General features: G+C 69.3%; 21 protein-coding genes. 11 read left to right on the top strand and 10 right to left on the bottom strand.

All coding sequences use genetic code 11. The features are described 5' to 3' along the window. Positions 1-68 precede the first annotated feature (68 nt). The 3 genes from fumC to YWC_RS0107760 all read left to right on the top strand — a co-directional run bounded on the left by fumC (position 69) and on the right by YWC_RS0107760 (position 2,157). On the top strand, positions 69-1,466 hold the full coding sequence (gene fumC / locus YWC_RS0107750) for a class II fumarate hydratase (protein ID WP_027864853.1): 1,398 nt from the start codon (positions 69-71) through the stop codon (positions 1,464-1,466). A gap of 50 nt (positions 1,467-1,516) precedes the next feature. After that, positions 1,517-1,729, top strand: coding sequence for an RNA-binding S4 domain-containing protein (locus tag YWC_RS0107755; RefSeq protein WP_027864854.1), 213 nt, complete (start codon positions 1,517-1,519; stop codon positions 1,727-1,729). A 146-nt stretch (positions 1,730-1,875) separates the two neighbouring features. Then, on the top strand, positions 1,876-2,157 hold the full coding sequence (locus tag YWC_RS0107760) for a DUF883 family protein (RefSeq protein WP_027864855.1): 282 nt from the start codon (positions 1,876-1,878) through the stop codon (positions 2,155-2,157). 1 nt (position 2,158) lies between these two features. Here the strand turns inward: YWC_RS0107760 and bufB are convergent, their stop codons facing one another. From bufB to YWC_RS31510, 9 genes are all read right to left on the bottom strand, one after another. Beyond that, complete coding sequence (gene bufB, locus YWC_RS0107765) at positions 2,159-3,847, bottom strand: MNIO family bufferin maturase (RefSeq protein ID WP_051306312.1); 1,689 nt, start codon at positions 3,845-3,847, stop codon at positions 2,159-2,161. A 3-nt stretch (positions 3,848-3,850) separates the two neighbouring features. After that, positions 3,851-4,174 (bottom strand): BufA1 family periplasmic bufferin-type metallophore, encoded by a 324-nt coding sequence (locus YWC_RS28715; RefSeq protein WP_084416350.1) that lies wholly within the window; start codon positions 4,172-4,174, stop codon positions 3,851-3,853. A 231-nt stretch (positions 4,175-4,405) separates the two neighbouring features. Next, complete coding sequence (locus YWC_RS0107775) at positions 4,406-4,603, bottom strand: YjfB family protein (protein ID WP_027864857.1); 198 nt, start codon at positions 4,601-4,603, stop codon at positions 4,406-4,408. A 61-nt stretch (positions 4,604-4,664) separates the two neighbouring features. Next, entirely contained in the window at positions 4,665-5,180 is a 516-nt protein-coding gene (mobB, locus tag YWC_RS0107780) for a molybdopterin-guanine dinucleotide biosynthesis protein B (RefSeq protein ID WP_229413042.1), read from the bottom strand. Further along, positions 5,167-5,886, bottom strand: coding sequence for a general secretion pathway protein GspB (locus tag YWC_RS0107785; protein WP_027864859.1), 720 nt, complete (start codon positions 5,884-5,886; stop codon positions 5,167-5,169). Before YWC_RS0107785 ends, mobB begins: the two co-directional genes overlap by 14 nt. A gap of 3 nt (positions 5,887-5,889) precedes the next feature. Next, positions 5,890-7,494 carry an ExeA family protein gene (locus YWC_RS0107790; RefSeq protein ID WP_027864860.1) on the bottom strand — a complete coding sequence of 535 codons (1,605 nt, stop codon included), beginning with the start codon at positions 7,492-7,494 and terminating at the stop codon, positions 5,890-5,892. Between the two features lie 28 nt (positions 7,495-7,522). Next, positions 7,523-7,999, bottom strand: a complete 477-nt coding sequence (locus YWC_RS0107795; RefSeq protein ID WP_027864861.1) for a hypothetical protein — start codon at positions 7,997-7,999, stop codon at positions 7,523-7,525. Between the two features lie 6 nt (positions 8,000-8,005). After that, the gene (locus YWC_RS0107800) at positions 8,006-8,191 is read right to left on the bottom strand and encodes a hypothetical protein (protein ID WP_027864862.1); all 186 of its coding nucleotides are present in this window, start codon (positions 8,189-8,191) and stop codon (positions 8,006-8,008) included. A gap of 149 nt (positions 8,192-8,340) precedes the next feature. Then, positions 8,341-11,196: a PAS domain-containing hybrid sensor histidine kinase/response regulator gene (locus YWC_RS31510; protein WP_051306314.1), complete on the bottom strand. Its 2,856-nt coding sequence runs from the start codon at positions 11,194-11,196 to the stop codon at positions 8,341-8,343. A gap of 222 nt (positions 11,197-11,418) precedes the next feature. On the opposite strand from YWC_RS31510, the gene YWC_RS0107810 reads away from it, so the two are divergent. The 8 genes from YWC_RS0107810 (at position 11,419) to YWC_RS0107845 (ending at position 21,016) form a co-directional block, all read left to right on the top strand. Further along, positions 11,419-12,774: a head GIN domain-containing protein gene (locus YWC_RS0107810; RefSeq protein ID WP_027864863.1), complete on the top strand. Its 1,356-nt coding sequence runs from the start codon at positions 11,419-11,421 to the stop codon at positions 12,772-12,774. 261 nt (positions 12,775-13,035) lie between these two features. Next, positions 13,036-13,929 (top strand): glucosamine kinase nucleotide-binding domain-containing protein, encoded by an 894-nt coding sequence (locus YWC_RS0107815; RefSeq protein ID WP_027864864.1) that lies wholly within the window; start codon positions 13,036-13,038, stop codon positions 13,927-13,929. Continuing rightward, complete coding sequence (nagA, locus tag YWC_RS0107820) at positions 13,926-15,011, top strand: N-acetylglucosamine-6-phosphate deacetylase (RefSeq protein WP_027864865.1); 1,086 nt, start codon at positions 13,926-13,928, stop codon at positions 15,009-15,011. Before YWC_RS0107815 ends, nagA begins: the two co-directional genes overlap by 4 nt. 23 nt (positions 15,012-15,034) lie before the next feature. Then, positions 15,035-16,045, top strand: a complete 1,011-nt coding sequence (locus tag YWC_RS0107825; RefSeq protein WP_027864866.1) for an SIS domain-containing protein — start codon at positions 15,035-15,037, stop codon at positions 16,043-16,045. Positions 16,046-16,055: 10 nt separating this feature from the next. Continuing rightward, positions 16,056-17,555, top strand: a complete 1,500-nt coding sequence (gene nagZ / locus YWC_RS0107830) for a beta-N-acetylhexosaminidase (protein ID WP_036213580.1) — start codon at positions 16,056-16,058, stop codon at positions 17,553-17,555. Positions 17,556-17,745: 190 nt separating this feature from the next. After that, positions 17,746-19,038 carry a tetratricopeptide repeat protein gene (locus tag YWC_RS0107835; RefSeq protein ID WP_027864868.1) on the top strand — a complete coding sequence of 431 codons (1,293 nt, stop codon included), beginning with the start codon at positions 17,746-17,748 and terminating at the stop codon, positions 19,036-19,038. A gap of 157 nt (positions 19,039-19,195) precedes the next feature. Continuing rightward, positions 19,196-20,266 (top strand): flavodoxin family protein, encoded by a 1,071-nt coding sequence (locus YWC_RS0107840; RefSeq protein WP_027864869.1) that lies wholly within the window; start codon positions 19,196-19,198, stop codon positions 20,264-20,266. 9 nt (positions 20,267-20,275) lie between these two features. Then, the gene (locus YWC_RS0107845; protein ID WP_027864870.1) at positions 20,276-21,016 is read left to right on the top strand and encodes a GntR family transcriptional regulator; all 741 of its coding nucleotides are present in this window, start codon (positions 20,276-20,278) and stop codon (positions 21,014-21,016) included. A gap of 196 nt (positions 21,017-21,212) precedes the next feature. On the opposite strand, the gene YWC_RS0107850 is transcribed toward YWC_RS0107845, so the two are convergent. Beyond that, positions 21,213-22,004 carry an SDR family oxidoreductase gene (locus YWC_RS0107850; protein ID WP_051306315.1) on the bottom strand — a complete coding sequence of 264 codons (792 nt, stop codon included), beginning with the start codon at positions 22,002-22,004 and terminating at the stop codon, positions 21,213-21,215. Positions 22,005-22,018 lie beyond the last annotated feature (14 nt).

The following is a 22,018-nucleotide window of genomic DNA, read 5'->3' on the forward strand; positions in this document are numbered from 1 at the left end:
AGCCTGAGCGTAGTTAACGGACAATCGGCTAAACTCTTTAATTACAACCCTTCACCCACAGGACAGCCATGGAAAACAGGATTGAGAAGGACAGTTTCGGCCCGATCGAGGTCCCCGCGGACCGCCTCTGGGGCGCCCAGACCCAGCGTTCGCTCCACCATTTCCACATCTCGACCGAGAGATTGGCGCCGGAACTGGTCGCTGCCCTGGCCCAGGTCAAGCGCGCCGCCGCGGCGGTGAACCGCTCGCTCGGCAAGCTCCCGGGCGACAAGGCCGAGGCCATCATCCGCGCCGCCGACGAGGTGCTGGAAGGCCGTCATCCGCAGGAATTCCCGCTGGCGGTCTGGCAGACCGGCTCCGGCACCCAGAGCAACATGAACATGAACGAGGTGCTGGCCAACCGTGGCTCCGAGCTCTTGAAAGGCGAGCGCGGCGAGAAGCGCCTGTTGCACCCGAACGACCACGTCAACATGGGCCAGTCCTCGAACGACATCTTCCCCACCGCCATGCACGTGGCGGCGGCGCTTGCCGTTGCCCAGAATCTGCTGCCGGCACTCGGCCAGCTGCGCGCCACGCTGCTGCGCAAGTCGCGCGACTTCGAGAGCATCGTCAAGATCGGCCGCACCCACCTGCAGGACGCCACCCCGCTCACCCTCGGCCAGGAATTCTCGGGCTACGTCGCCCAGCTGGAATTCGCGGAAAGCGCGATCCGCGCCACCCTGCCCGGCCTGCTGGCCCTGGCGGCGGGCGGCACGGCGGTCGGCACCGGCCTGAACGCGCACCCGGACTTCGCGCCGCGCATCGCGGCCGAGCTCAGCTCGCGCACGGGCCTGTCCTTCAAGAGCGCGCCCAACAAGTTCATGGCGCTGGCCGGCCACGAGGCCATGGTTTCGAGCCACGGCGCCTTCAAGACCCTGGCCGCGGCCCTGATGAAGATCGCCAACGACGTGCGCTGGATGGCCTCGGGCCCGCGCTCAGGCCTGGGCGAGATCACGATTCCCGAGAACGAGCCGGGCAGCTCGATCATGCCGGGCAAGGTGAATCCGACCCAGTGCGAGGCGCTCACCATGCTGTGCTGCCAGGTCTTCGGCAACGACGTCGCGATCACGGTCGGCGGCTCGCAGGGCAACTTCGAGCTGAACGTGTTCAAGCCCATGATCGCCCATAACTTCCTGCAGAGTGCCCGCCTGCTGGCCGACGGCATGCGCTCCTTCGACGAGCACTGCGCCCAGGGCATCGAGCCGAACCACGCCCGCATCGCCGAGCTGATGGAAAAATCGCTGATGCTGGTGACCGCACTGGCCCCGCACATCGGGTATGATCGCGCCGCGCAGATCGCCAAGACCGCGTCGCACGACGGCCTGACCCTGCGCCAGGCCGCCCTGCAATCCGGCTTCGTCACCGAGCAGCAGTTCGACGAGTGGATCGTGCCGATCGACATGACCCGGCCTGATACGGTCGAGTAAAACTTTTTCGGGGCACCTGGAGGTGCCCTTTTCAATTCCCCGAGGACAGCATGCAAAAAATAGATTTCGATTTGACCGCCGAGTTCGTCGAGCTCAACCAGTTGATGAAACTGGTCGGCCTGGTCGACAGCGGCGGCGCCGGCAAGAACATGGTCGCCAGCGGCGCGGTGTCGGTCGACGGCAAGCAGGAGCTGCGCAAGACCGCGAAGATCCGCAGCGGCCAGACCGTGACCGTGGGCGACGTGCAGATCCGGGTGCAATAAACCCAACCAGAACGGCTGGGAAACGGGCACGAAAAGTGGCGCAAAACAGCGGGCTTATGTTTGCGCCCTAACAAACAGAACGGGGCTTCCTTGTTTATATTTCAAGTCATCAGGATCGACTTATATAACCGGCCACAGGTGAAGCCATGGAAACCCCGAACCGCGCCCAGTCCCAGGAGCAGCTCATCGGAGACCTGCGTCTCGTCATCGAGAATGCGGAAGAGCTGCTGAAAAATACCGACCACTACACCAGTGCGCTGTACCAGAACGCGCGCGCCAAGCTGGCGCTGGCGCTGGAAGCGGCCAACGAAGAACTGGCGCGTTTCGAAGACGCCCAGCTCGAGCGCATGATGGCGGCCACCCGCGCCGCCAACGAGCGTTACTGCGACCGTACCGGCGAGCAGCGCATCCTGCGCGCCTTTCACTAGTCTACCAGCCGGGGCTGTCCCTATTGGCGTTGTCTGCCGCAATCGCGGTCACGACGCCAAGCCTGAACCAGCCCTGCAGCATGGCGCCGATGTCCGGCGCTTCCTCACCGGCCGCTGCGGCGGCCAGCGCGGCGTCGAGCGCCGTGCCGAAGCTGGCGCCCGCCGCCAGCCGATCCAGGGCCGCAGCTCCCGCTGCGCTCTCCTCCACCACCTCCACCCGCCAGCCGCGCCGCACCACCAATACCGTGCAAGGCGCGTCGGCGTGCGCCGGCAATGCCGGACCGCCCGGCTGGTGCGCCTGCCAGAGCGCGCCGATGGCCCAGCGGCTGCGCAGCAGGCTCAGCGAAGGATGCAGGGTGAAACGGGCGCCGTCCAGGGTCTCCGGCGACATCGCCGCCAGGGCGGCCAGGCCGAGCGGTGCCACGTCCGGCGCCAGGTAAGCGCGGTGGACGGCCCACTCGAGCCGCGCCACGTCGGGCAGGTAGGGATAGGGGGCGGCCGGCGCGAATCCGGCGAGAAAGTCCGCGAAACGCGCGCCGAAACCGGCCAGGTCCGGGTCTTGCGACGGCGCGGCCTTGCCATAGGCACGCACCAGGCCGGCGAAGAATTCCTCGCCCACCAGCCGGCGCAGGACGGGATAGGCCTCGCCCAGGGCGCGCTCCCAGGCGGCGCTCAGGTTGCCGCGGTACAGCGCCAGCCGCTCCACCCCGCCCTCGCTGAGGAAGGGCCGCAAGGCGGCTTCGTGGCTGCGGTCGATTAGTGCCGCCCCAAAGCGCTGCTGGAGCGCGGCGAGCGCCTCGTCCCTTGGCGCCGGCGGCGCCGGTGGACGGAGCACCGGCGTAAGGGCAGCCGGCACCGGGTAGTCCCGGGCAATCGCATCGGCGCTGGCTGCCTCCGCCAGCAGGCTGTCGATCGGCGGCAGCTCGGCATCCCATTCCACCAGGGTCGGCACCCGACCGAAACGCGCCAGCGCGGCGCGGTACAGGTCCCAGACCGGTTCGGCCACGGCGGCGCCATGGTGATCGACCAGCGCCAGCGGCGTCTCCAGGTGGCCGGCCAGGTGGATTTCGCCGACGCTGCCCACGGGGAGCGCGGCGATGGCGGCGCGCGCGTCTTCGCCGTGGTTGCGCTGGTTGACATACAGGTTGTTCACGTCGAGCAGGATGCCGCAGCCGGTGCGGCGCGCCAGTGCGGCCAGGAATTCGGCTTCGCTCATGGTGTCGGCGCGAAAGCGCACATAGGTCGAGACGTTCTCGACCAGCAGGCGGCGGCCCAGCCCTTCCTGCACCCGCGCCACCCGCTCGCACAGCAGCGCCAGGGCGGCTTCGTCGAGGGCCAGCGGCAGCAGGTCGTTGAGCTGGCGGTCGGCCAGCGCGCCCCAGCTCAGGTGTTCGGAGACGAGGAAGGGATCGACCGCGTCGACCAGGGCGCGCAGGCGCTCCAGGTGGGCATCGGAAAATCCGTGCGCCGAGCCCAGGCCGAGCCCGACGCCATGCAGGCTGACCGGATAGTCGCGCCGCAGTTCGCTCAGCACGTGCCAGTCCCAACCGGCACGGGCGAGGTAGTTCTCGCTGTGGACTTCGAGAAAGCCGACCGGCGGACGCCCTTCGAGGAAGGCGCGGTAGTGCGGCGTGCGCAGGCCCACGCCGGCCGCAGTGCTTCCCCCCGGGGCCGCAGCGGAGGCGGACATGGATTACTTCTGGGCTTCGGCCTTGGCCGGGTCAGCGGCGGCCTTGCCTTGCGGGGCCTTGTCTTGCGCGACCCGGCCGGCTTCGAGCGAGCCGCCGAGCTGCGTGCAGGTGCCCTTGGCCACGAATTTCCACTCGTTCGGGTCCTTGTCGACCTTGGCGACACCGGCGCAGCCGTGGGTGGCGGTGCCGCAGTCGTTCTGGCCGGCCTTGGCGACGCCGTAGCAGACTTCCTGGTCGCCCTTCGGCACCCCCATCTGGTCCTGGGCGGCGGCGTGGGCGCAGACGCCGGCAAGGGCGGCGGCGATCAGGGCGTGGCGGTGGGTCATGCGGGAACTCCTGGCTGGACGAAGGCGCCAGTATTTATCAGGCGGGGCAAAGATGCAAGGCGGGTTGATTGTTGCGTTAGCGAATGCGCAACGAACTTGGATTCCCGCCTGCGCGGGGGATGACGGACTATAGGTTAGCGCTTGCGATAAACAGCTGCGACACGCACCATGTGCACGTCGTTCCCGCGAAGGCGGGAACCCAATTTCTGCAAGAACTGCAATACCGCCAGCTTAAGCAGTCGTATTGATCTTGTTTCCCAGATGCGGCGGCAGGTTCGCCGACTGCACCGCCGGCAGCGCTGCGAGCAGCTGGGTGGCGGTGGCTTCCTGGATCTGCTGGGCCTTCTTGAAGACGGCAAGGCTCACTTCCTGGCGCTGGCCGGTTTCGGCGATGCTGGTGGACAGCTTGGCGATGCTGGACACATCCATGTCATTCTCCCATTAAGGCGTATCCACCATTTACGGCAGCCGACGGAAGAACTTTAGGCCTTCAGCGCATCCATTTCTGCAGCCAGGCCAGCACTCCATCCGGATCATTCAGGTCCAGCCAGGCCGGCCCGCCCTCTCCGCCCGGCGGCGGCGCGTCCGAGGCCACGGCCAGGATGTCGGGATCCTCCGGGTACAGGGCCGGCCGACCCAGGCTCGGGCGGAACACTTCCAGCTTGGGCATGCGCTCCCACTTGTAGCCTTCCACCAGGGTCAGGTCGGCCGGCGCCAGCCGCGCCAGGTGTTCCATCAGCCGCGGCTCCTCGGCCCCGCGCAGTTCGCGCAGGATGGCGACGCGGAAGGGAGACGCCAGCATCACCTCGGCCGCTCCCGCCATGCGCAGGCGCGCGCTGTCCTTGCGTGGCGGCTCCAGCTCGACGTCGTGGTGGCTGTGCTTGACGACGTTGACCCGCAATCCCCGCCCCGCCAGGCGGCCGATCAGCGCCTCCAGCAGCGAAGTCTTGCCGCTGCCGGACCAGCCGACCACGCCCAGCACCGGTCCCACTTCAATAGGCGACACGATAGCGGGAGCCCCGGTAATTCATGATCGCCGCCTTGGGCAGCAGGCGCTCCAGCACCAGTCCGGGCGCGACTTCCTCGCCCTCGCGGCGCAGCATCTTGTCGACCAGCAGCAGGCGCTCGGCCGGATTCGGCGAATAGATATAGCCGCCGAAGCTGAGCTTCGGGATTTCGCGCTGCACCGATTCCGGCAGCGACTGCAGCGGGCCGATATGGTCCTCGGCGGACGGCGCGGCCGGCGCGGCGGCCACCAGGACCGGACGCGCCGGCTCCGGCAGGGCCTCGACCGGTTCGGCGCGCGGCGCCGGCTGCGGCTTCGGGGCGGGCGCCGGGGGCTTCGCCGACACCGGCGGCGCCTTCGGCTTGACGGGCGCTTCCGGCTTGGCCGGGACCACCGGCTCGGGCGCCGCCGGCAATGTGGCGACTACCGGCGCCGCGGGGGCGGAAGCCGGAGCGGAAACCGGCGCCGGCGCCGGGACCGGAGCGCTCGCCACCTGCACCGCCGGCGCGGGCGCCGGCTGGCGCAGCAGGAACAGCGCGCCGAGCGCCACGACGAGGGCGCCGGCGGCGATGCCGATGATGACGGGCTTGCGGCTGCCGCGCGTGTCCGCGCTCGCGTAGCTGGGCGGCGGCGCGTGGATGGTCGGCGCGTTGCCGAGCTGGCGCTCCGCCTGTGCCTTCTTGAGGGCTTCGAGGATGTAGGACATGGCTTATTTTCCGGTCTTGTCCGTCGCCACCCGAGCCAGCAGGCGCGGCTCGGGCACGCCGGAGAGCTGGTTCAGGCGCATGTAGGTGCGCGGACCGGCCAGGCCGTCCGCCTTCAGGTGCTGCGCGGCCTGGAAATGCTGCAGCCGCTTGCGCATGCCGGCGTCCAGCACACTGCCCGGCTGCGGCGCCTGCGCGCCGTTCAGCCCTGCCAGGCGCCCGGCCAGCCAGTCGACGTCCGGCCCGCGCGCGCCCTCGGCCAGTTCCTCGCGGAAGGCGCGCGGCATGCGCCAGAAGGTCGTGAACTCGCCGCCGAAACGGGCCACGAAGGTGGCCAGGTCGATCTTCTCGCGGCGCGCGCCGGCGCTCAGGGTCACGCTGTTGCCGTCCAGCGCGGACAGCACGGCGTAGCCGGTGCGCGGGCCGTCATGCAGGGTGACGACGGCCGGGCGGTCGAGCATGCGCAGTTCGTACAGGCCGCCGCGGCCCTGGTGGCAGCGCAGGTCGGCCTTGAGCGCCGCCTCGCAGGGCTTGTCGCCCGCCAGCGGCTGCCCCCACAGCGCCGCCAGCTCGCGCAGCGCGTTATGTTCATCTGCCTGCACCGGCGGCACGCTCGACGGCGCCACCGCGCCTGCCGCCACCGGCACCGCCCTGGCGGGCGCCGCGGCCTGCGCAGGCGGCGCGGAGGCGGCATTGCGCGCGGGCATGACTTGCCAGGCCGCTGCACTGACCGCGGCCGCTGCCAGGACGCCGCCGGCGATCACGGGCATGCGCAGGCGGCGCGCTGCGGCCGGCTCGCCGGCGAAGACTTCGGCGGCCGCTTTTTTCAGGATCTGGCGCGTGACCTGCGGACTGTTCTCGACGTAGGCGCCGAGCAGCGCGCGGTCGCACAGCAGGTTGATGCGGCGCGGCACCCCATGCGTCAGCGCGTGGATCTGGGGCGTGAGCGCGGGCGGGAACGGCGATCCGCCGGCGCCGGCCACCGCCAGCCGGTGCGCCACATAAGCGCCGGTCTCGGCCTCGGACAGGGGCCCCAGGTGGTAGCGCGCGATCACGCGCTGCGCCAGCTGCTCCAGCTCGGGACGGGCCAGCATGCTGCGCAGCTCGGGCTGGCCGATCAGGATGATCTGCAGCAGCTTGCGTTCGCTGGTCTCGAGGTTGGTCAGCAGGCGCAGCTGCTCCAGCACCTCGGCCGACAGGTTCTGGGCTTCGTCGATGACGAGCACATTGTTGAGCCCCCGGGCATGGGATTCCAGCAGGTAGCGGTTGATCGCATCGACATAGCCTTTCAGGCCGATCGGCGTGCCGGCCGGCGGCAGTTCGATGCGGAATTCGTCGCATACGCTCAGCAGCAATTCCTCGACGCTCAGGCGCGGATTGAAGATGTAGGCCAGCCGGCAGTTCTCGGGAATCTGCTCGATGAAGCAGCGGCACACCGTGGTCTTGCCGGCCCCGATCTCGCCGGTCAGCAGGACGAAGCCGCCGCCGCTGCCGATGCCATACAGCAGGTGTGCGAGCGCTTCGCGGTGGCGCTCGCTCATGAACAGGTAGCGCGGATCGGGGGCGATCGAGAACGGCGCGCCCTTCAGGTGGAAGTAGTGGTTATACATCTGCGATCATGCGGGTCCGGTGGATGTCCTAGCGGACCGGCAGCGATTTGAACTTCTTGCAATATATCTTGCTTTTGTCATTCATGTAAGCGATCGTGCTGCCCGGCTTGGACACGCGCAAAGGATAGGGCGAGGCGTCGAGCGGCCGGTAGGCGATGCCGGCGCCGGCGCGGATCGCCCCTTCCAGCTCCTCCGGCGTGCTCTCGGTCAGGGCGGCGATGAAGACCAGGTCGCTACTGTCGTCGCTGACCATGACTTCCTTGACTTCGGCGCCCCACAGCGTGGCCTCGACCCTGAACCAGTACGCCCCGCCCTCGCGCTTGTAGGCCGGGCCGAAGGACGTGCTCAGGTAGTCGTAAAAATAACGGTTGTCGAGGTGGCTGCGGCACAGCAGCGCATTGCCGACGACCTGGCTGAAGGTCGAGGGCATGGCTTGCGCGGCCACGGGACCGGCCAGCAGCGCGCCCAGCAGCGCGGCAGCGGATGCCGATGGGAAAGGTCGCACGGCCACTCAGAGCTTGGACAGCCAGGCGCGGTTGGCCGCGATCTGGGCCTTGACCGCAGCCGGCAAGGCGTCATAGCAGCCGGGATGCTGCTTGAGGGCGTGCTCGCGCACTTCCTTCTGCATGCCGTTGACGAGGAACACATACACGGCGGCCCCTTCGGCGTTCTTGCGGGTGCCCATATAGCGAATCACGGGAGTTCTCCTTCCATGGCCTGCATTATGACACCGCAGGCCCCTGCCCGGCCACGCGGCAGGCACGACAGGCGTCAAGGCGCGCTCTTGCGCCCGCGCACCCAGCCACGCTGTTGCGGTCGAGCCACAGCTGGACCAGACCGGCTGGCTCAGGCCACCTTGACCGCGCCCGGGCGGATTTTTCCGAGGATGTCCATTAGCCGGTCCACGTCCACCGGCTTGGTCAGGTGATGATCGAAGCCGCTGCTGCGGGTCCGTTTGCGGTCCTCTTCCTGCCCCCAGCCGGTCAGCGCCACCAGGACCAGCCCGGCCAGTCCCGGCTCGGCCCGCAGGCGCCGCGCCACCTCGAAGCCGTCCATGCCCGGCATGCCCAGGTCCAGCAGGACCACGTGCGGCACGAAGCGCCGGACCGCCGCCAGCCCGGCAGGGCCATCGTTCGCGGTGTGCACCTCGGCGCCGGCCGACTGCAGCAGCAGGGCAAGCGACTCGGCGGCGTCGCCGTTGTCGTCCACCACCAGCACCCGCCGGCCCTCGAGCGGCGCTTCGCCACCGGCGTCGTCCTGGTGCGGCGCGGCCTCGGCTACCCGTGCCAGCGGCAACCGGACGATGAACTCGCTGCCGCGCCCCGGCCCCTCGCTGCGCGCCTCGACACTGCCGCCATGCAGCTCGACCAGGCTGCGCACCATCGTCAGCCCGATACCCAGCCCGGCCTGGCCGCGCGCACTGTCGCGGTGGGCCTGGGAGAACATCTCGAACACATGGGGCAGCTTGGCCGCCGGGATGCCGATGCCGGTATCGCGTATCGACACCAGTACCGAGTCGTCCTCGCGCCGCGCGCCGAGCCAGATGCGCCCGCCGCGGTCGGTGTACTTGGCCGCGTTGTTGAGCAGGTTGCCGAACACCTGGGTCAGCCTGACCTTGTCGGCCTCCAGCATCAGGGTTTCTTCCGGCAGCGACACGGTCAGGTCGTGGCGCCCGGCTTCGATCGCCGGCATGCTGGTCTCGACCGCCATCGCCAGCACCTCGGCCAGCGACAGCTGCTCGCGGCGCAGTTCCAGCTTGCCCTGGGTGATGCGCGAGACGTCCATCAGGTCGTCCACCAGGCGCACCATCTGGCGCACCTGGCGCCCCACCATCTCGACCATGCGGTCGGCCGTGCGCCGCCCGTCCGGCCGGCGCAGCAGGTGCACCGCGTTGCTGATCGGCGCCAGCGGGTTGCGCAGCTCGTGCGCGAGGGTGGCCAGGAACTCGTCCTTGCGGCGGTCGGCGAAGCGCAGCGCCTCCTCGGCCTGCACCGCCTCGGTGACGTCGATCGAGATGCCGACGTGGCCGCGGTAGGCGCCGTCCGCCCCGAACAGCGGCGCACCGTGGCTCTCGAACCAGTGCCAGCGCCCGTCGGCGGCGCGTGCCCGCACGCGCTGCTGGAAGGGCGTGCGCTGCCCGATCGCCGCGCGCACCGCGCCGACAAAGCGGGCCTGGTCGTCCGGATGCAGCCGCGTGCCCCAGCTGTTTTCCGGCGTGGTCCCGGCCTGGATGCCGACCATCTCGATGCTGCGCCGGTTGGCATAGCTCACCTGCCCCGCTTCGTCGAGCTGGAAGATGAGCGCGGGCGAGGCTTCGGCCAGCACCCGGAAGCGGCCGTCGCTCTCGCGCAGCGCCGCCTCGGCCTGGCGGCGCGCGTCGACGTCGATGTTCATGCCGATCCAGCGCGCCACGCTGCCGTCGGGATTGCGCAGCGGCGCCGCGCGCACGTTGGTCCAGCGCCAGCCGCCCCCGGCCTGGCGCAGCCGGTACTCGGCGTTCACCAGCGAGCCTTGGGCCAGCGCCTCGTTCCAGTGATGCAGGATGAAGTGGCGGTCGTCCGGGTGCACCGCATTGAGCCAGCCGTAGCCCAGGCATTCGCCCACGCCCTGGCCGGTATACCTGCGCCAGCTCGGCGAATCCGACCGGATGACCCCGTCGGCATCGGCCTCCCAGACCGCCTGCGCGAAGCCCGTCACCAGGGTCTCGAAACGCGCCTCGCTGGCCTGCAGCGCCATCTCGGCCTCGCGCGACCCGGTGACGTCGATGATGAAGGCGATGCACTTGCGCGCCTCGCCTTCGCCGGGCAGGCAGCTCGGCGCCACCATGGCCCACCAGCGGCTGCCGTCCTTGCGCACCAGCTGTTTCATGTAGGGCGCGGTGCGTCCGCCCTCGCGCAGCTCGGCCAGCGCGCGCTGCGTCGCCTCGGCGAACTCGGGCGTGCCCAGCTCGGTCCAGCGGACCGTGCTGCGCAGCTCGTCGCGGCTGTAGCCGCTCATCCGTTCGAGCGCCTCGTTGCAGTCGATGATGCTGCCGTCGAGCAGGTAGAAAGCCAGGCCCACCGCTTCGGTGTGCATGGCCGCGTCCAGGATCGCATGGCTTGCACGCAGCTCGCGCTCGGCGGCGGTGCGCTGCGCCGTCTCGCTGGCCAGGCGCAGATGCGCGTCGTGCAGTTCCTCGGTACGCAGGGCGAAGTCGCGCTCCATGTCGCTGCGCTCGTCCCCGGCAAGGCGCAGGGCCGCCGCGGCGAAGCCGGACAGGCTGCGCAACAGGCGTGCGTCCTCCAGGTCGAAACGGCGTTCCGGATCGGCCACCCAGAGCATGCCGGACGGTCCGCCGTCGACGGCCCATGGCAGCAGCAGCATCTCGGCCGGCGCCGGTCCGGCCGTGCGCAGCGAAGGGAACAGGCGCGCCGGATCGCGCAGCAGCACCGGCTCGCTGCCCGCCGTGCGCCAGTCGACGCCGCCGTGGTGCTGGTCCGGGAGGCCGGTGCCGGCGGCGTCGCAGCGGCACAGCGCGCGCAGCAGGTCTTCCACCCTGCCCGGCACCGCTTCCGGATGGCGCGCCAGTTCCTGCGCGAGCTCAGCGAGGGCCCGGTTCTCGGCGGCATGGTCCGGCGCGCGGGCGGGCCGCGAGGCCAGCTCGTGGGTCATCACCAGCTCGTCGAGATCGGCCATTGCCTGCGCATGCGCGAGGTAACTCATCAGCTAACGTCACTACGTGTCAAAAGCGGGACGGACAGGCTATGCCAAAAACCCGCCCCATGCCAACAGGGTTCCGCTCGGAATCCAGAGGCCGCCATGCCGCTCATCCGCAGGAATTGCACTCTGTTCCCCGTTTTCGCAGCTTCGTCGTTTTGCCGGGGCAAGCCGGGACGCCTTACCTTATCGTTCAGGCTCCCGAATACCGCCACCGACGACAAGAACATGACCACCGTCCTCAAGCCCGCCCTCCTCACCGCCGCCATCGCCGCCGGCTTCCTCGCCACCCAGGCCAGCCACGCCGAAGCGCCGGCGGCGCCGGTGACGCTGCAGCGCACCGTGGCGCCCTTCAGCGCGATCGAACTCGCGGGACCCTACGAAGTCGTGGTGCGCGCCCAGGGCCGCCAGGCGCTCACGCTGTCGGGCGAGCCCAAGCAGCTCGAGGGGATCGAGACCTTCGTGCGCGGCGACACCCTGGTGGTGCGGCCGGTCGAGCGCAACGGTTTCCACTTCAGCTGGGGCAAGCGGCGCGCGCCGGTCGTCATCCACATCACGGCCAGCCAGCTCAAGAGCCTGGCGATGTCCGGCAGCGGCGACGTCGAGCTGGCCCAGCTGGCGGGCGAGCGCTTCAGCCTCAAGGTAGACGGTCCCGGCGACCTGCAGGCGGCGGGCGCGGTGCGCGAGCTGACGGTGCGCGCCAGCGGCAGCGGCGACCTCGACCTGCACCGGCTCAAGGCGGCCAACGTCGACCTCGACATGTCGGGGCCGGGCGACGTGCGCCTGTCCGGCGTCGGCAACCTGCTGACGGCAAGCGTGAGCGGGTCGGGCGACCTGGAGGCAGACGAGCTGCGCCTGGCGCGCCTGGACGCGCGCATGCGCGGCCCGGGCGGCATGAAACTGTCGGGCAGCGCGCGCGAGCTGCGCGCGGAGATCAGCGGCTCGGGCGACTTCGAGGCCTGCTCGCTGGCGGCCGGCGCGGCCTCCACCGTCCAGCGCGGCCCGGGCAGCGCCTGCGTGGCCGGCGACATCCGCCGCTTCGACGCCGAAGTGAGCGGCTCGGGCGACCTGCAGGCCAGCGGCCTGCAGGCGGCCAGCGCGGTCATCCGCCTCGGCGGGCCCGGCAGCGCCACGCTGAGCGGCAGCATCGGCGAACTCAGCGCCGAAGTGAGCGGCTCGGGCGACCTGGAAGCCGGCGAACTCGATGTGAAACGCGCGACCGTGAAGGCGCGCGGTCCCGGCGGCATCGAACTGGCCCGTGTGTCCGATACCCTGGACGCCGAGCTGCACGGTTCGGGCGGCCTGGACGCGGACCTGGACGGCAAGCGCCTGCTGCTCAAGATGACCGGCCCGGGCGCCGCCCACCTCAAGGGCAAGGTCGAGCTGGTCAAGGCCCGGCTCAGCGGTTCGGGCAGCCTCGACGGCCGCGAGCTGAGCGCGGCGCGCGCCGACATCGCCGTCACCGGCCCTGCCCATGCGAGGGTGAACCTCACGGGCCAGGACGGGCGCCGCGCCGAACGCGGGAATGCAGGCCGCGGCCAATTGCTGCTGGTGGACCGCAGCGGCAGCCGCCGCACCGAATAAGGTTCTAAGCAGTTCCTTCCGGCGCCGCCGCCCTGGCGGCGCCAGCTCCTCTTCCGCCAAGCATACCAGCCATTTTCCCGCGCTCGACAATACCAGTTCCCGTACCAATAAAAATATTCGCAAAATCAATGACTTATGCAAATAACCTACGGTGATGGAGCCATATCTGCAGAGCAAATTTGCATACCAGTTAAATACCTGTTGACATCGCTGTAGCGCCTGCCTATAGTGCGCTGACTCTCCGGCAGAACCTTCCATACCATGATCGACTATCTCATCGGCGTCGACGGCGGCGGCACCGGCACCCGCGTGCGCCTGGCCCGTCGCACCAGCGCCGGCCTCACGGAAATCGCGCAGGCGACCGGCGGCCCCTCGGCCCTGTCGCGCGGCATCGACAATGCCTGGACCACCATCCAGGGCGTCGTCGCCCAGGCCTTCGCCGCCATCGACGTCCAGCACATCCCCCTGCCCTCCTGCGCCATCGGCCTCGGCCTGGCCGGGGTGCACAACAAGGAATGGGCGGCCCAGTTCATCGCCGCCAATCCCGGCTACGCCCTGCTGGCCCTCGACACCGACGGCTTCACCACCCTGATGGGCGCCCACGCTGGCCGCCCCGGCGCGATCGTCGCGATCGGCACCGGCAGCGTCGGCGAAGCCATGCTGGCCGACGGCAGCAAGGTCGAAGTCGGCGGCTGGGGCTTCCCGGCCGGGGACGAAGCAAGCGGCGCCTGGATGGGCCTGCGCGCACTGAACCACATCGAACAGGTGCTGGACGGCCGCGTCGAAGGCCGCGCCTTTGCGCGCGAGCTCATCGACTTCTGCGGCGGCTCGCGCGACGCGGTGCAGGTCTGGCTGGGGCGCGCCAACCAGACCGCCTATGCCGGCCTGGCGCGCTTCGTGGTCGCGCACGGCGAGCTTGACCCGGTGGCGCGCGCCATCCTGGAACACGCGGGCCGTGAAGTGGCCAGCATCGCCGATGCGCTCGACCGTTCGCACACCCTGCCGCTGGCCCTGTGCGGCGGCCTGGGCGAAGCCCTGCGCCCCTGGCTGCCGCCTGATACCCTGGCGCGCTGCGTGCCGGCGCAAGGCGACTCGGCCGCCGGCGCGCTGCGCATGATCGAACGCCACCTGGAACAACAAGGAGCAGCACAATGAGAGGCAACATCCTCACACCGAGCGGCTGGATCCATGGCGAACTGCGCCACGGCGCCCGCATCGACACCATCGACGGCCATGAAGTCGACCCGTCCGCGAACGGCGACGACTACATCCTCCCCGGCTTCATCGACGTGCATGTGCACGGCGGCGCCGGCCGCGACATGATGGAAGGCGGCGACGCCCCGCACCTGATCGCCGCCCTGCACGCCAAGCACGGCACCACCGCCCTGCTGGCCACCACCATGACCGCGCCGGTCGAGGACATCGACCGCGCCCTGTCGGCCATCGGCGCGGCCTGCCGCGCACGCGGCAAGGGCGAGGCGCGCATCCTCGGCGTGCACCTGGAAGGCCCCTACATCAACTCCGGCAAGCTGGGCGCCCAGCCGCCGTATGCGCGCGAAGCCACCCTCGACGAAGTGATGCGCTTCCACGCCATGGCCCCGATGCGCCTGATCACGGTGGCGCCCGAGATCGACGGCCACATGGAACTGGTGCGCGCGATCGCCGACGCCGGCATCCGGGTCCAGGTCGGCCACACCAGCGGTTCGTATGAAGTGGGCGTGCAGGCCCTCGAGCACGGCGCGGCCGGCTTCACCCACCTGTTCAACGCCATGCCCGGCCTGCACCACCGCGATCCCGGCATGGTCGGCGCCGCGCTGGCGCACGCCGAATACGCCGAGATCATCCCCGACCTGCTGCACGTGCACCCGGGCGCGATCAAGACCGCGCTGCGCTGCATCCCCAAGCTGTTCTGCGTGACCGATTCGACCGCCGCCGCCGGCATGCCGGACGGCGAATACATGCTGGGCCGCCAGGTGGTCCACAAGTGCATGGGCGGGGTGCGCCTGGCCGACGGCACCCTGGCCGGTAGCACGCTCACCATGGACCAGGCGCTGCGCAACCTGGTGAGCATCGGCCTGCCGCTCGCCGAAGCCAGCCGCCGCGTCTCGACCAATGCCGCCGACTACCTCGGCGAAACCCAGCGCGGCCGCCTGGCGCCGGGTTGCCATGCCGACTTCGTGGTGCTCGACCGCGACCTCAACATCAAAGCCGTTTATATCGAAGGAGAAGCCCAGTGACCGTCCCAGTTCCCACCTCGCTGATGTACCAGGAAGCCTTGTCCGCAGGGGACTGCGTGGCCCGGCAGCTGGCGCAGGACGCCGACCGCTATGCGGACCTGGGCCGCGCGCTGCGCTCGACCAACTTCCACAGCGCGGTGACGGTCGCACGCGGCAGCTCCGACCATGCCTCGAACTACCTGGCCTACCTGATCATGGCGCGCATGGGCCGCCTGGTGACCTCGCTGCCGATGTCCCTGATCACGCTGTATAAATCGCCCCTGGTCACGCGCGACACCCTGGCGGTGTCGATCTCGCAGTCGGGCCAGAGCCCGGACGTGGTCGAGCCCATCCAGTACTTCCGCGACGGCGGCGCCACCACCGTGGCGCTGGTGAACGACGCGAGCTCTCCCCTGGCGCAAGCCGCCGAATGGACCATGCCCCTGCACGCGGGCAAGGAACAGAGCGTGGCCGCCACCAAGAGCTTCATCGCCAGCATGGTGGCCGGCGCGCGCCTGGTGGCCGAATGGCAGGACGACCCCGAACTGAAGGACGGCATTGCCGCCCTGCCCGACGCCCTGCGGCTTGCCTCCCAGGCCGACTGGTCGCCCGCGATCGAGGTGCTGGCCCCGGCCCGCAACATCATGGTGGTCGGCCGCGGCATCAGCTTCCCGGTGGCGCTGGAATCCAGCCTGAAATTCAAGGAAACCTCGGCCCTGCAGGCCGAAGCCTTCAGCGGCGCCGAGATCAAGCACGGCCCGATGGCGCTGATCGAGGAAGGCTACCCGCTCCTGATCTTCGCCACCCGCGGCCCGACCCAGGCCGGCCTGGTGGCCCTGGCCGAGGAGATGCGCGGCCGCGGCGCGCGCGTGCTGCTCGCCGCCCCCGAGGACGTCGCCAGCCGCGACCTGCTGCTGCCGACCGCCGCGACGCCCGACCTCGACCCGATCGCGGCGATCCAGGCCTTCTACATGATGGCGGCCCGTTTGTCGGAAGCGCGTGGGCTCGACCCGGACAAGCCGCGCCACCTGAGCAAGGTCACCAAAACGAACTAAGCGACTGCCCATGAACGACTACCTCGATCTCGCCGGCCAGCTGATCATGGTGCGGCTGTTCGGCACCGAACTCGATGCCGATACCGACGCCTTCCTGCGCCAGTACAAGGTGCGCGGCGCCTGCCTGTTCCGCCAGAACATGGTGGATGCGTCGCAACTGACGCGCCTCACCAGCGCCTTGCGCGACGCCATGGGTCTTGACGCCTTGATCGCCCTCGACCAGGAAGGCGGCGCCGTGGTGCGTTCGACCTGGGTGCCGGCGCCGCCGAGCGCGATGGCGCTGGGCGCGGCGAACGACCCGCAGCTGGCGCGCGAGGTCGGCGCCGCGGTGGCGCGCGCGGTGCGCGCACTCGGCTTCAACTGGAACTTCGCGCCGGTGCTGGACCTCAACAACAACCCGCACAATCCGGTGATCGCCGAGCGCTCCTTCGGCGCCGATCCCGCCACCGCGACCCGCATCGCGATGGCCTGGATGGAAGGCAGCGAAAGCGAAGGCGTGGCCTGCTGCGTCAAGCACTTCCCCGGCCACGGCGACACCCACGTCGATTCGCACCGCGACCTGCCGACGGTCGACAAGCCGCTGGCCGAACTGGAGCGCTTCGAGTTCGCGCCCTTCCGCATCGTCGCACCAAAAGCGTCCGCCGTGATGACCGCCCACATCGTCTATCCGGCGCTCGATCCGCACAACCCGGCCACGATGTCGCGCCCGATCCTCACCGGCATCCTGCGCGAGCGCTTCGGCTTCGATGGCGTGATCATCACCGACGGCATGGACATGCACGCGATCGCGCACCGCTACGGCGCGGGCGAGGCCGCCGTGAACGCGCTGGTGGCCGGCGCCGACATGGTGATGGCGATCGGCTCGCGCGAGACGCAAGTGGAAACCGTGCATGCGATCGCGGAAGCGATCCGCAGCGGCGTGCTGCCGCTGGCGGCCGTCGAAGCACGCCTGGCGCGCCTGTCGAAGCTGGCCGCGGCGCATCCGGCCGGCCCGGTGAATTACATGACCGACACGGATGACCGCGGCCTGATGGCGCGCGCCTGGCGCGCCGGCTTGACGACCCTCGGCCAGCCCCGGCGTCCGGAACGCGGCGCCAGGGTGCGCCTGGTGGCGCGCGCCGACGTGGTCAGCGACGGCGTCTCGGAATCCGGTGTGCCGGCCGCCGCCATTGCGGCCGCGCTCGGCCGCCTGTACGAGGTCGATCTGGTCACCTTTCTTGACGCCGAAACCTTCGACTGGAGCGCCCTGCCGCAGGACGGCTGCTTCACGATCCTGGCCTCGACCTCGCGCCGCCGCTACGGCCCGCATGCGCGCGCCACCTGGCTGCCCGACCTGCACGTGGCGCTGTGGAACCCCTACCAGGCGCTCGACTTCGACGCCCCGGCCCTGATGACCTATGGCTTCGCGGCGCCCGCCCTGGATGCCGTCATCGACTGGCTGGCCGGCGAGATCGAGGCGCAGGGTCGCTGTCCGGTACCGGGTTTCGGCGGCGCGCCCGTCGCTACGTAGGTGGCAATTGCCCAAATGAATGAGGTAACGCGATGTAACGACGCTCCCATGCTCGCGCACGCTAGGGCACAATTGCCGGGCCTGAAAATGGCAGTTTTATGGGACAATGCACATTTTGCCGGGATAGCATTCTCGCTACATTTCCGAGTATGCATGTCTCACCATTATCGACTTGATTGAAGGATTATTCATGGCCCAATTCCGTCTTGCCCGCCTCTGCCTGATGCTCGCCGCGATCGGCGTCTCCGCCCCGGCACTGGTATCCAGCGCCTACGCGCAGCAGAAGAGCGACGCGCCGGCTGCCGCCGCGCAGGCTGCGGCCAAGGACACCGTCCGTCCCGACATGTTCAAGTTGCTCGACCCGGCCGGCATCAAGCCGCTGATCGACGCCAAGAACTTTGGCGAAGTGAAGAACCGCATCGCCCAGGCGGAAGCCATGCCGAACCGTACCCCGTACGAAGACTACGTCATCAACCGCATGAAGCTGTCCCTGGCCCTGGGCTCGGAAGACAACGCCGCCGCCATGCCGGTCATGGAAGCGATCCTGGCCTCGGGCCGCCTGAGCCCGGCTGAATCCCTGACCTACTACCAGGCCCTGGGCGACGCCAACTTCAACACCAAGAACTACGCCAAGGCGATCGAGTGGTACAACCGCTACACCAAGGAAGGCGGCGACCCGGCCAAGGTGCAGCGCGCGCTGACGCTGGCCCAGGTCAACAGCGGCAACTTCGGCGGCGCCAAGGGCACCCTGATGGCCAACATCGAGGCAGCCAAGAAGGCGGGCCAGAAGCCGGCCGAGAACGACCTGCGCCTGCTGGGCCAGGAAGCCAACAAGGCCAAGGACACCGAGGCCTACATGTTCGCCCTCGAGAACCTGGTCCAGTACTACCCGACCGACGACTTCTGGGTCGACCTGCTGAACCGCGGCGTGGCGCGCAAGGCCGGTTTCGACGAACCCACCTACGGCCCTGCCATGCTGCGCCTGGAAATGGCCGCCGTGAAGCAGATGCCGCCAGAGCACTACATGTACCTGGCTGAAGTCGCCCTGCGCGACGGCTTCCCGGCCGAAGCCAAGAGCGTGCTGGATGCGGGCTTTGCCGCCGGCGTGCTGGGCAAGGGCAGCGATGCCAAGGCCCAGACCGCCATGCGCACCAAGGCGACCAAGCAGGCTGCCGACGACGCCAAGACCATCGCCGCGGGTGAAGCGAGCGCGGCCAAGGCCAAGACCGGCGCCGGCCTCGTCAACCTGGGCTGGGCCTACGCCACGATGGACCAGGCCGACAAGGGTATCGGCTTCATCCAGCAGGGTATCGCCAAGGGTGGCCTGAAATCCCCGGACGAAGCCAAGCTGCGCCTGGGCATGGCACAGGTTCGCGCCGGCAAGAAAGCCGAAGCGATCCAGACCTTCCAGAGCATCACCGGCAAGGGTGGCGCCGCCGACCTGGCCAAGTACTGGGTGCTCCTGCTGCAACAGCAGGCTTGAAGCGCGAGCGAGCGCTCGACCTGAGAAACCGGGCTCTGCCCGGTTTTTTTTCGTCCCAGCTTTGTCCGGGATTTCTCCATGCTATGTGCGCGCGCGAACATCAGCGCCGCTGCGCCCGGCCGATAATTTCTGCCATTCAAACGCAGGCGGAGGCGGCATGACAGAGGTACGCAAGGGGCAGGCACCGGCCAAGCTGGGGCGCAACGAATTCCACCTGCGCTTCCGCCAGGCCTTCTTCGATCCCGCCTACGACAAGCTGGCGGGGGAGCTCGACGCCATCGAGCAGGTGGCCTGGGAAGCCTATGACGAAGGCCGCAAGGCGCCGCGCACCGTGAAAGCCGGGCCCGGCTTTGCCGACCCGGGCTATGATCTCTCGGTGGAGTGGAAAGAGGCCCGCGATCGCCTGCAGGCGGCCGAGCGGCACCAGAAAGACCCGTCCTCGCGCAACCGCATCCTCCTGATCAACGGCTCGGCCCGCAACGACGGCACCTGCCCCGGCGAGGTGTCCAAGAGCTGGCGCCTGACCATGCTGGCGCGCGAAGTCCTGCTGGCCGAGGGTTTCGAGGCCGACGTGCTGGACCTGAGCCTGCTCAATTCCGACTACGACCGCCACATCCATCCCTGCAAGGGCTGCGTCTCGACCGCCATGCCGCTGTGCCACTGGCCCTGCAGCTGCTACCCGAACCACGCCGAGCGCCAGGTCAACGACTGGATGAACGAGATCTACGAGCGCTGGGTGCTGGCGCACGGCGTCATCATCGTCACCCCGGTCTACTGGTACCAGGCGCCCGCCGTACTCAAGCTGATGATCGACCGCCTGGTGTGCGCCGACGGCGGCAATCCCGACCCCTCCTCCACCCATGGCAAGAAGGCCGAGCAGGCCAAGGAACTCGAGCTGAAGGGCTGGGACTATCCCAAGCACCTGGCCGGGCGCGCCTACGGGCTGATGGTGCATGGCGACGTCGCCGGCATCGAGGGCACGCGCCGCTCGCTGGCCGACTGGTTCGCCTGGATGGACTTCGTCGACGCCGGCAGCTTCGCCCAGCTCGACCGCTACATCGGCTACTACGAATCCTATGCCGAGAGCCACGCGACGCTCGACCGCGATTGGGCGGTGCAGGAAGAGGTGCGCAACGTGGCGCGTGCGGTGATGGAGGCGGTGCGCGAGATCCGCGCGGGCCGGGTCGCCGTTTCCCAACATCGTCTCAAGGACCCGCGCCCCAAGTAGAATGCGGGGATGAACGACCTCGCAGAATTCATGCATTCGGCCGCCGCGGGCGGCAAGCTTCCCCTGTACCAGCAGCTGCAGCAGGCGCTGCGCCGCGCCATCGACGAAGGCGCCTGGGGCTCGNCCTCGGCCATTCCCGCGGAGCGCCAGCTGGCCTCGGCCCTCGGCATCTCGCGCATCACGGTGCGCAAGGCGATCGACGCCCTGGTCGAGGAAGGCCTGCTGGTGCGCCGGGCCGGCGCGGGCAACTTCATCAATACCCGCATCGAGAAGAACTTCGCCAAGCTCAGTTCCTTTTCCGAAGACATGCGGGCGCGCGGGCGGGTGCCGCGCAACGAGTGGATCAAGCGTTCGGAAGGCCTGGTGACGCCCAAGGAGGCGCTGCGCCTGCGGCTCTCGCCGGGCGCGCCGGTCTACCGCTTCCACCGCATCCGCTACGCCGACGAGCTGCCGATGTGCCTGGAGTACGCGACCATCGCCGCCTTCGCCCTGCCCTCGCTCGACGCGGTGGGCGATTCGATGTACGAGGCCCTGCAGGCCGCCGGCCACCGGCCGGTGCGCGCCCTGCAGCGCCTGTCGGCGCTGCTGCTGAACGCCGAACAGGCGCGCCAGCTCGGGACGCGCGAAGGCGACGCCGGGCTGTGCGTGGAGCGGCTGGGGTTTGCCCGCGATGGGCGGGCGGTGGAGTTCTGCAGGTCCTACTTCAGGGGGGACATGTACGACTTCGTGGCGGAGCTGAACGCGAGCTAAGCCAGGTTCCCGTTTTGCCCGTTAGCCCCAAAACCGTCGTTCCCGCGCAGGCGGGAACCCAATTTTGCTTGTGATTCCACGAGTACCGACTTCGGGCGACAACTTGGATTCCCGCCTTTGCGGGAATGACGTGCTAGTGCTGGAGGTGAATGGTGGCGTTGCAGTACCCACGAACTCGCAGCGCCACCTTTATCGATCAAATCGCGGTGAAGCCGCCGTCCACCACCAGCTCGTGGCCGTTGACGTAGGACGCCTGCTCCGAGGCCAGCCACATGGCCGCATTCGCGATCTCGACGGTCTCGGCGAAGCGCTTCATCGGATGCGCCGACTTGAGCTTCTTCTCGCTGGACGGATCGCGTTCGACCGCGCGCGCCAGCATCGGCGTCCTGACCGCGCCCGGGCACAGCGCGTTGATGCGGATGCCTTCGCGTGCGTACTCAGCCGACGCGCTCCTGGTCAGGCCGACCACGGCGTGCTTGCTGGCGGCGTAGATCGCGCGGTTCGGCGCGCCCACCATGCCCGACACGCAGGACACGTTGACGATCGCCCCGCTGCCCTGGCTGAGCATCTGGCGCAGCTGGTACTTCATGCACAGCCACACGCCCTTGACGTTGGCGCCCATGATGCGGTCGAACTGCTCCTCGTTGCCCTCGGCCAGCGTCGCGCACTCTTCGTCGACGGCGGCGTTGTTGATGGCGATGTCCAGGCGGCCGTAGTAGTTGATGGCTTTCTCGACCAGCGCCTCGACCTCGCTCGCCCTGGTGACGTCGCTGCGCACGAACAGCGCCTTGCCGCCGTTTTCCACGATCATCGCCGCGGTCGCATGGCCGCCGTCGACGGCGGTGTCGGCGACGACGACCTGCGCGCCGGCGCGGCCGAAGGCCAGCGCGATCGCGCGGCCGATGCCGCTGGCCGCGCCCGTGACCAGCGCCACCTTGCCGGCGAACGGCAGTTCCGGCGGCACTTGCGCTTTTGATATCCCTTTCATGATGCTCCTGATGC

Source organism: Massilia alkalitolerans DSM 17462, assembly GCF_000427785.1.
Taxonomy (GTDB): domain Bacteria; phylum Pseudomonadota; class Gammaproteobacteria; order Burkholderiales; family Burkholderiaceae_D; genus Telluria; species Telluria alkalitolerans.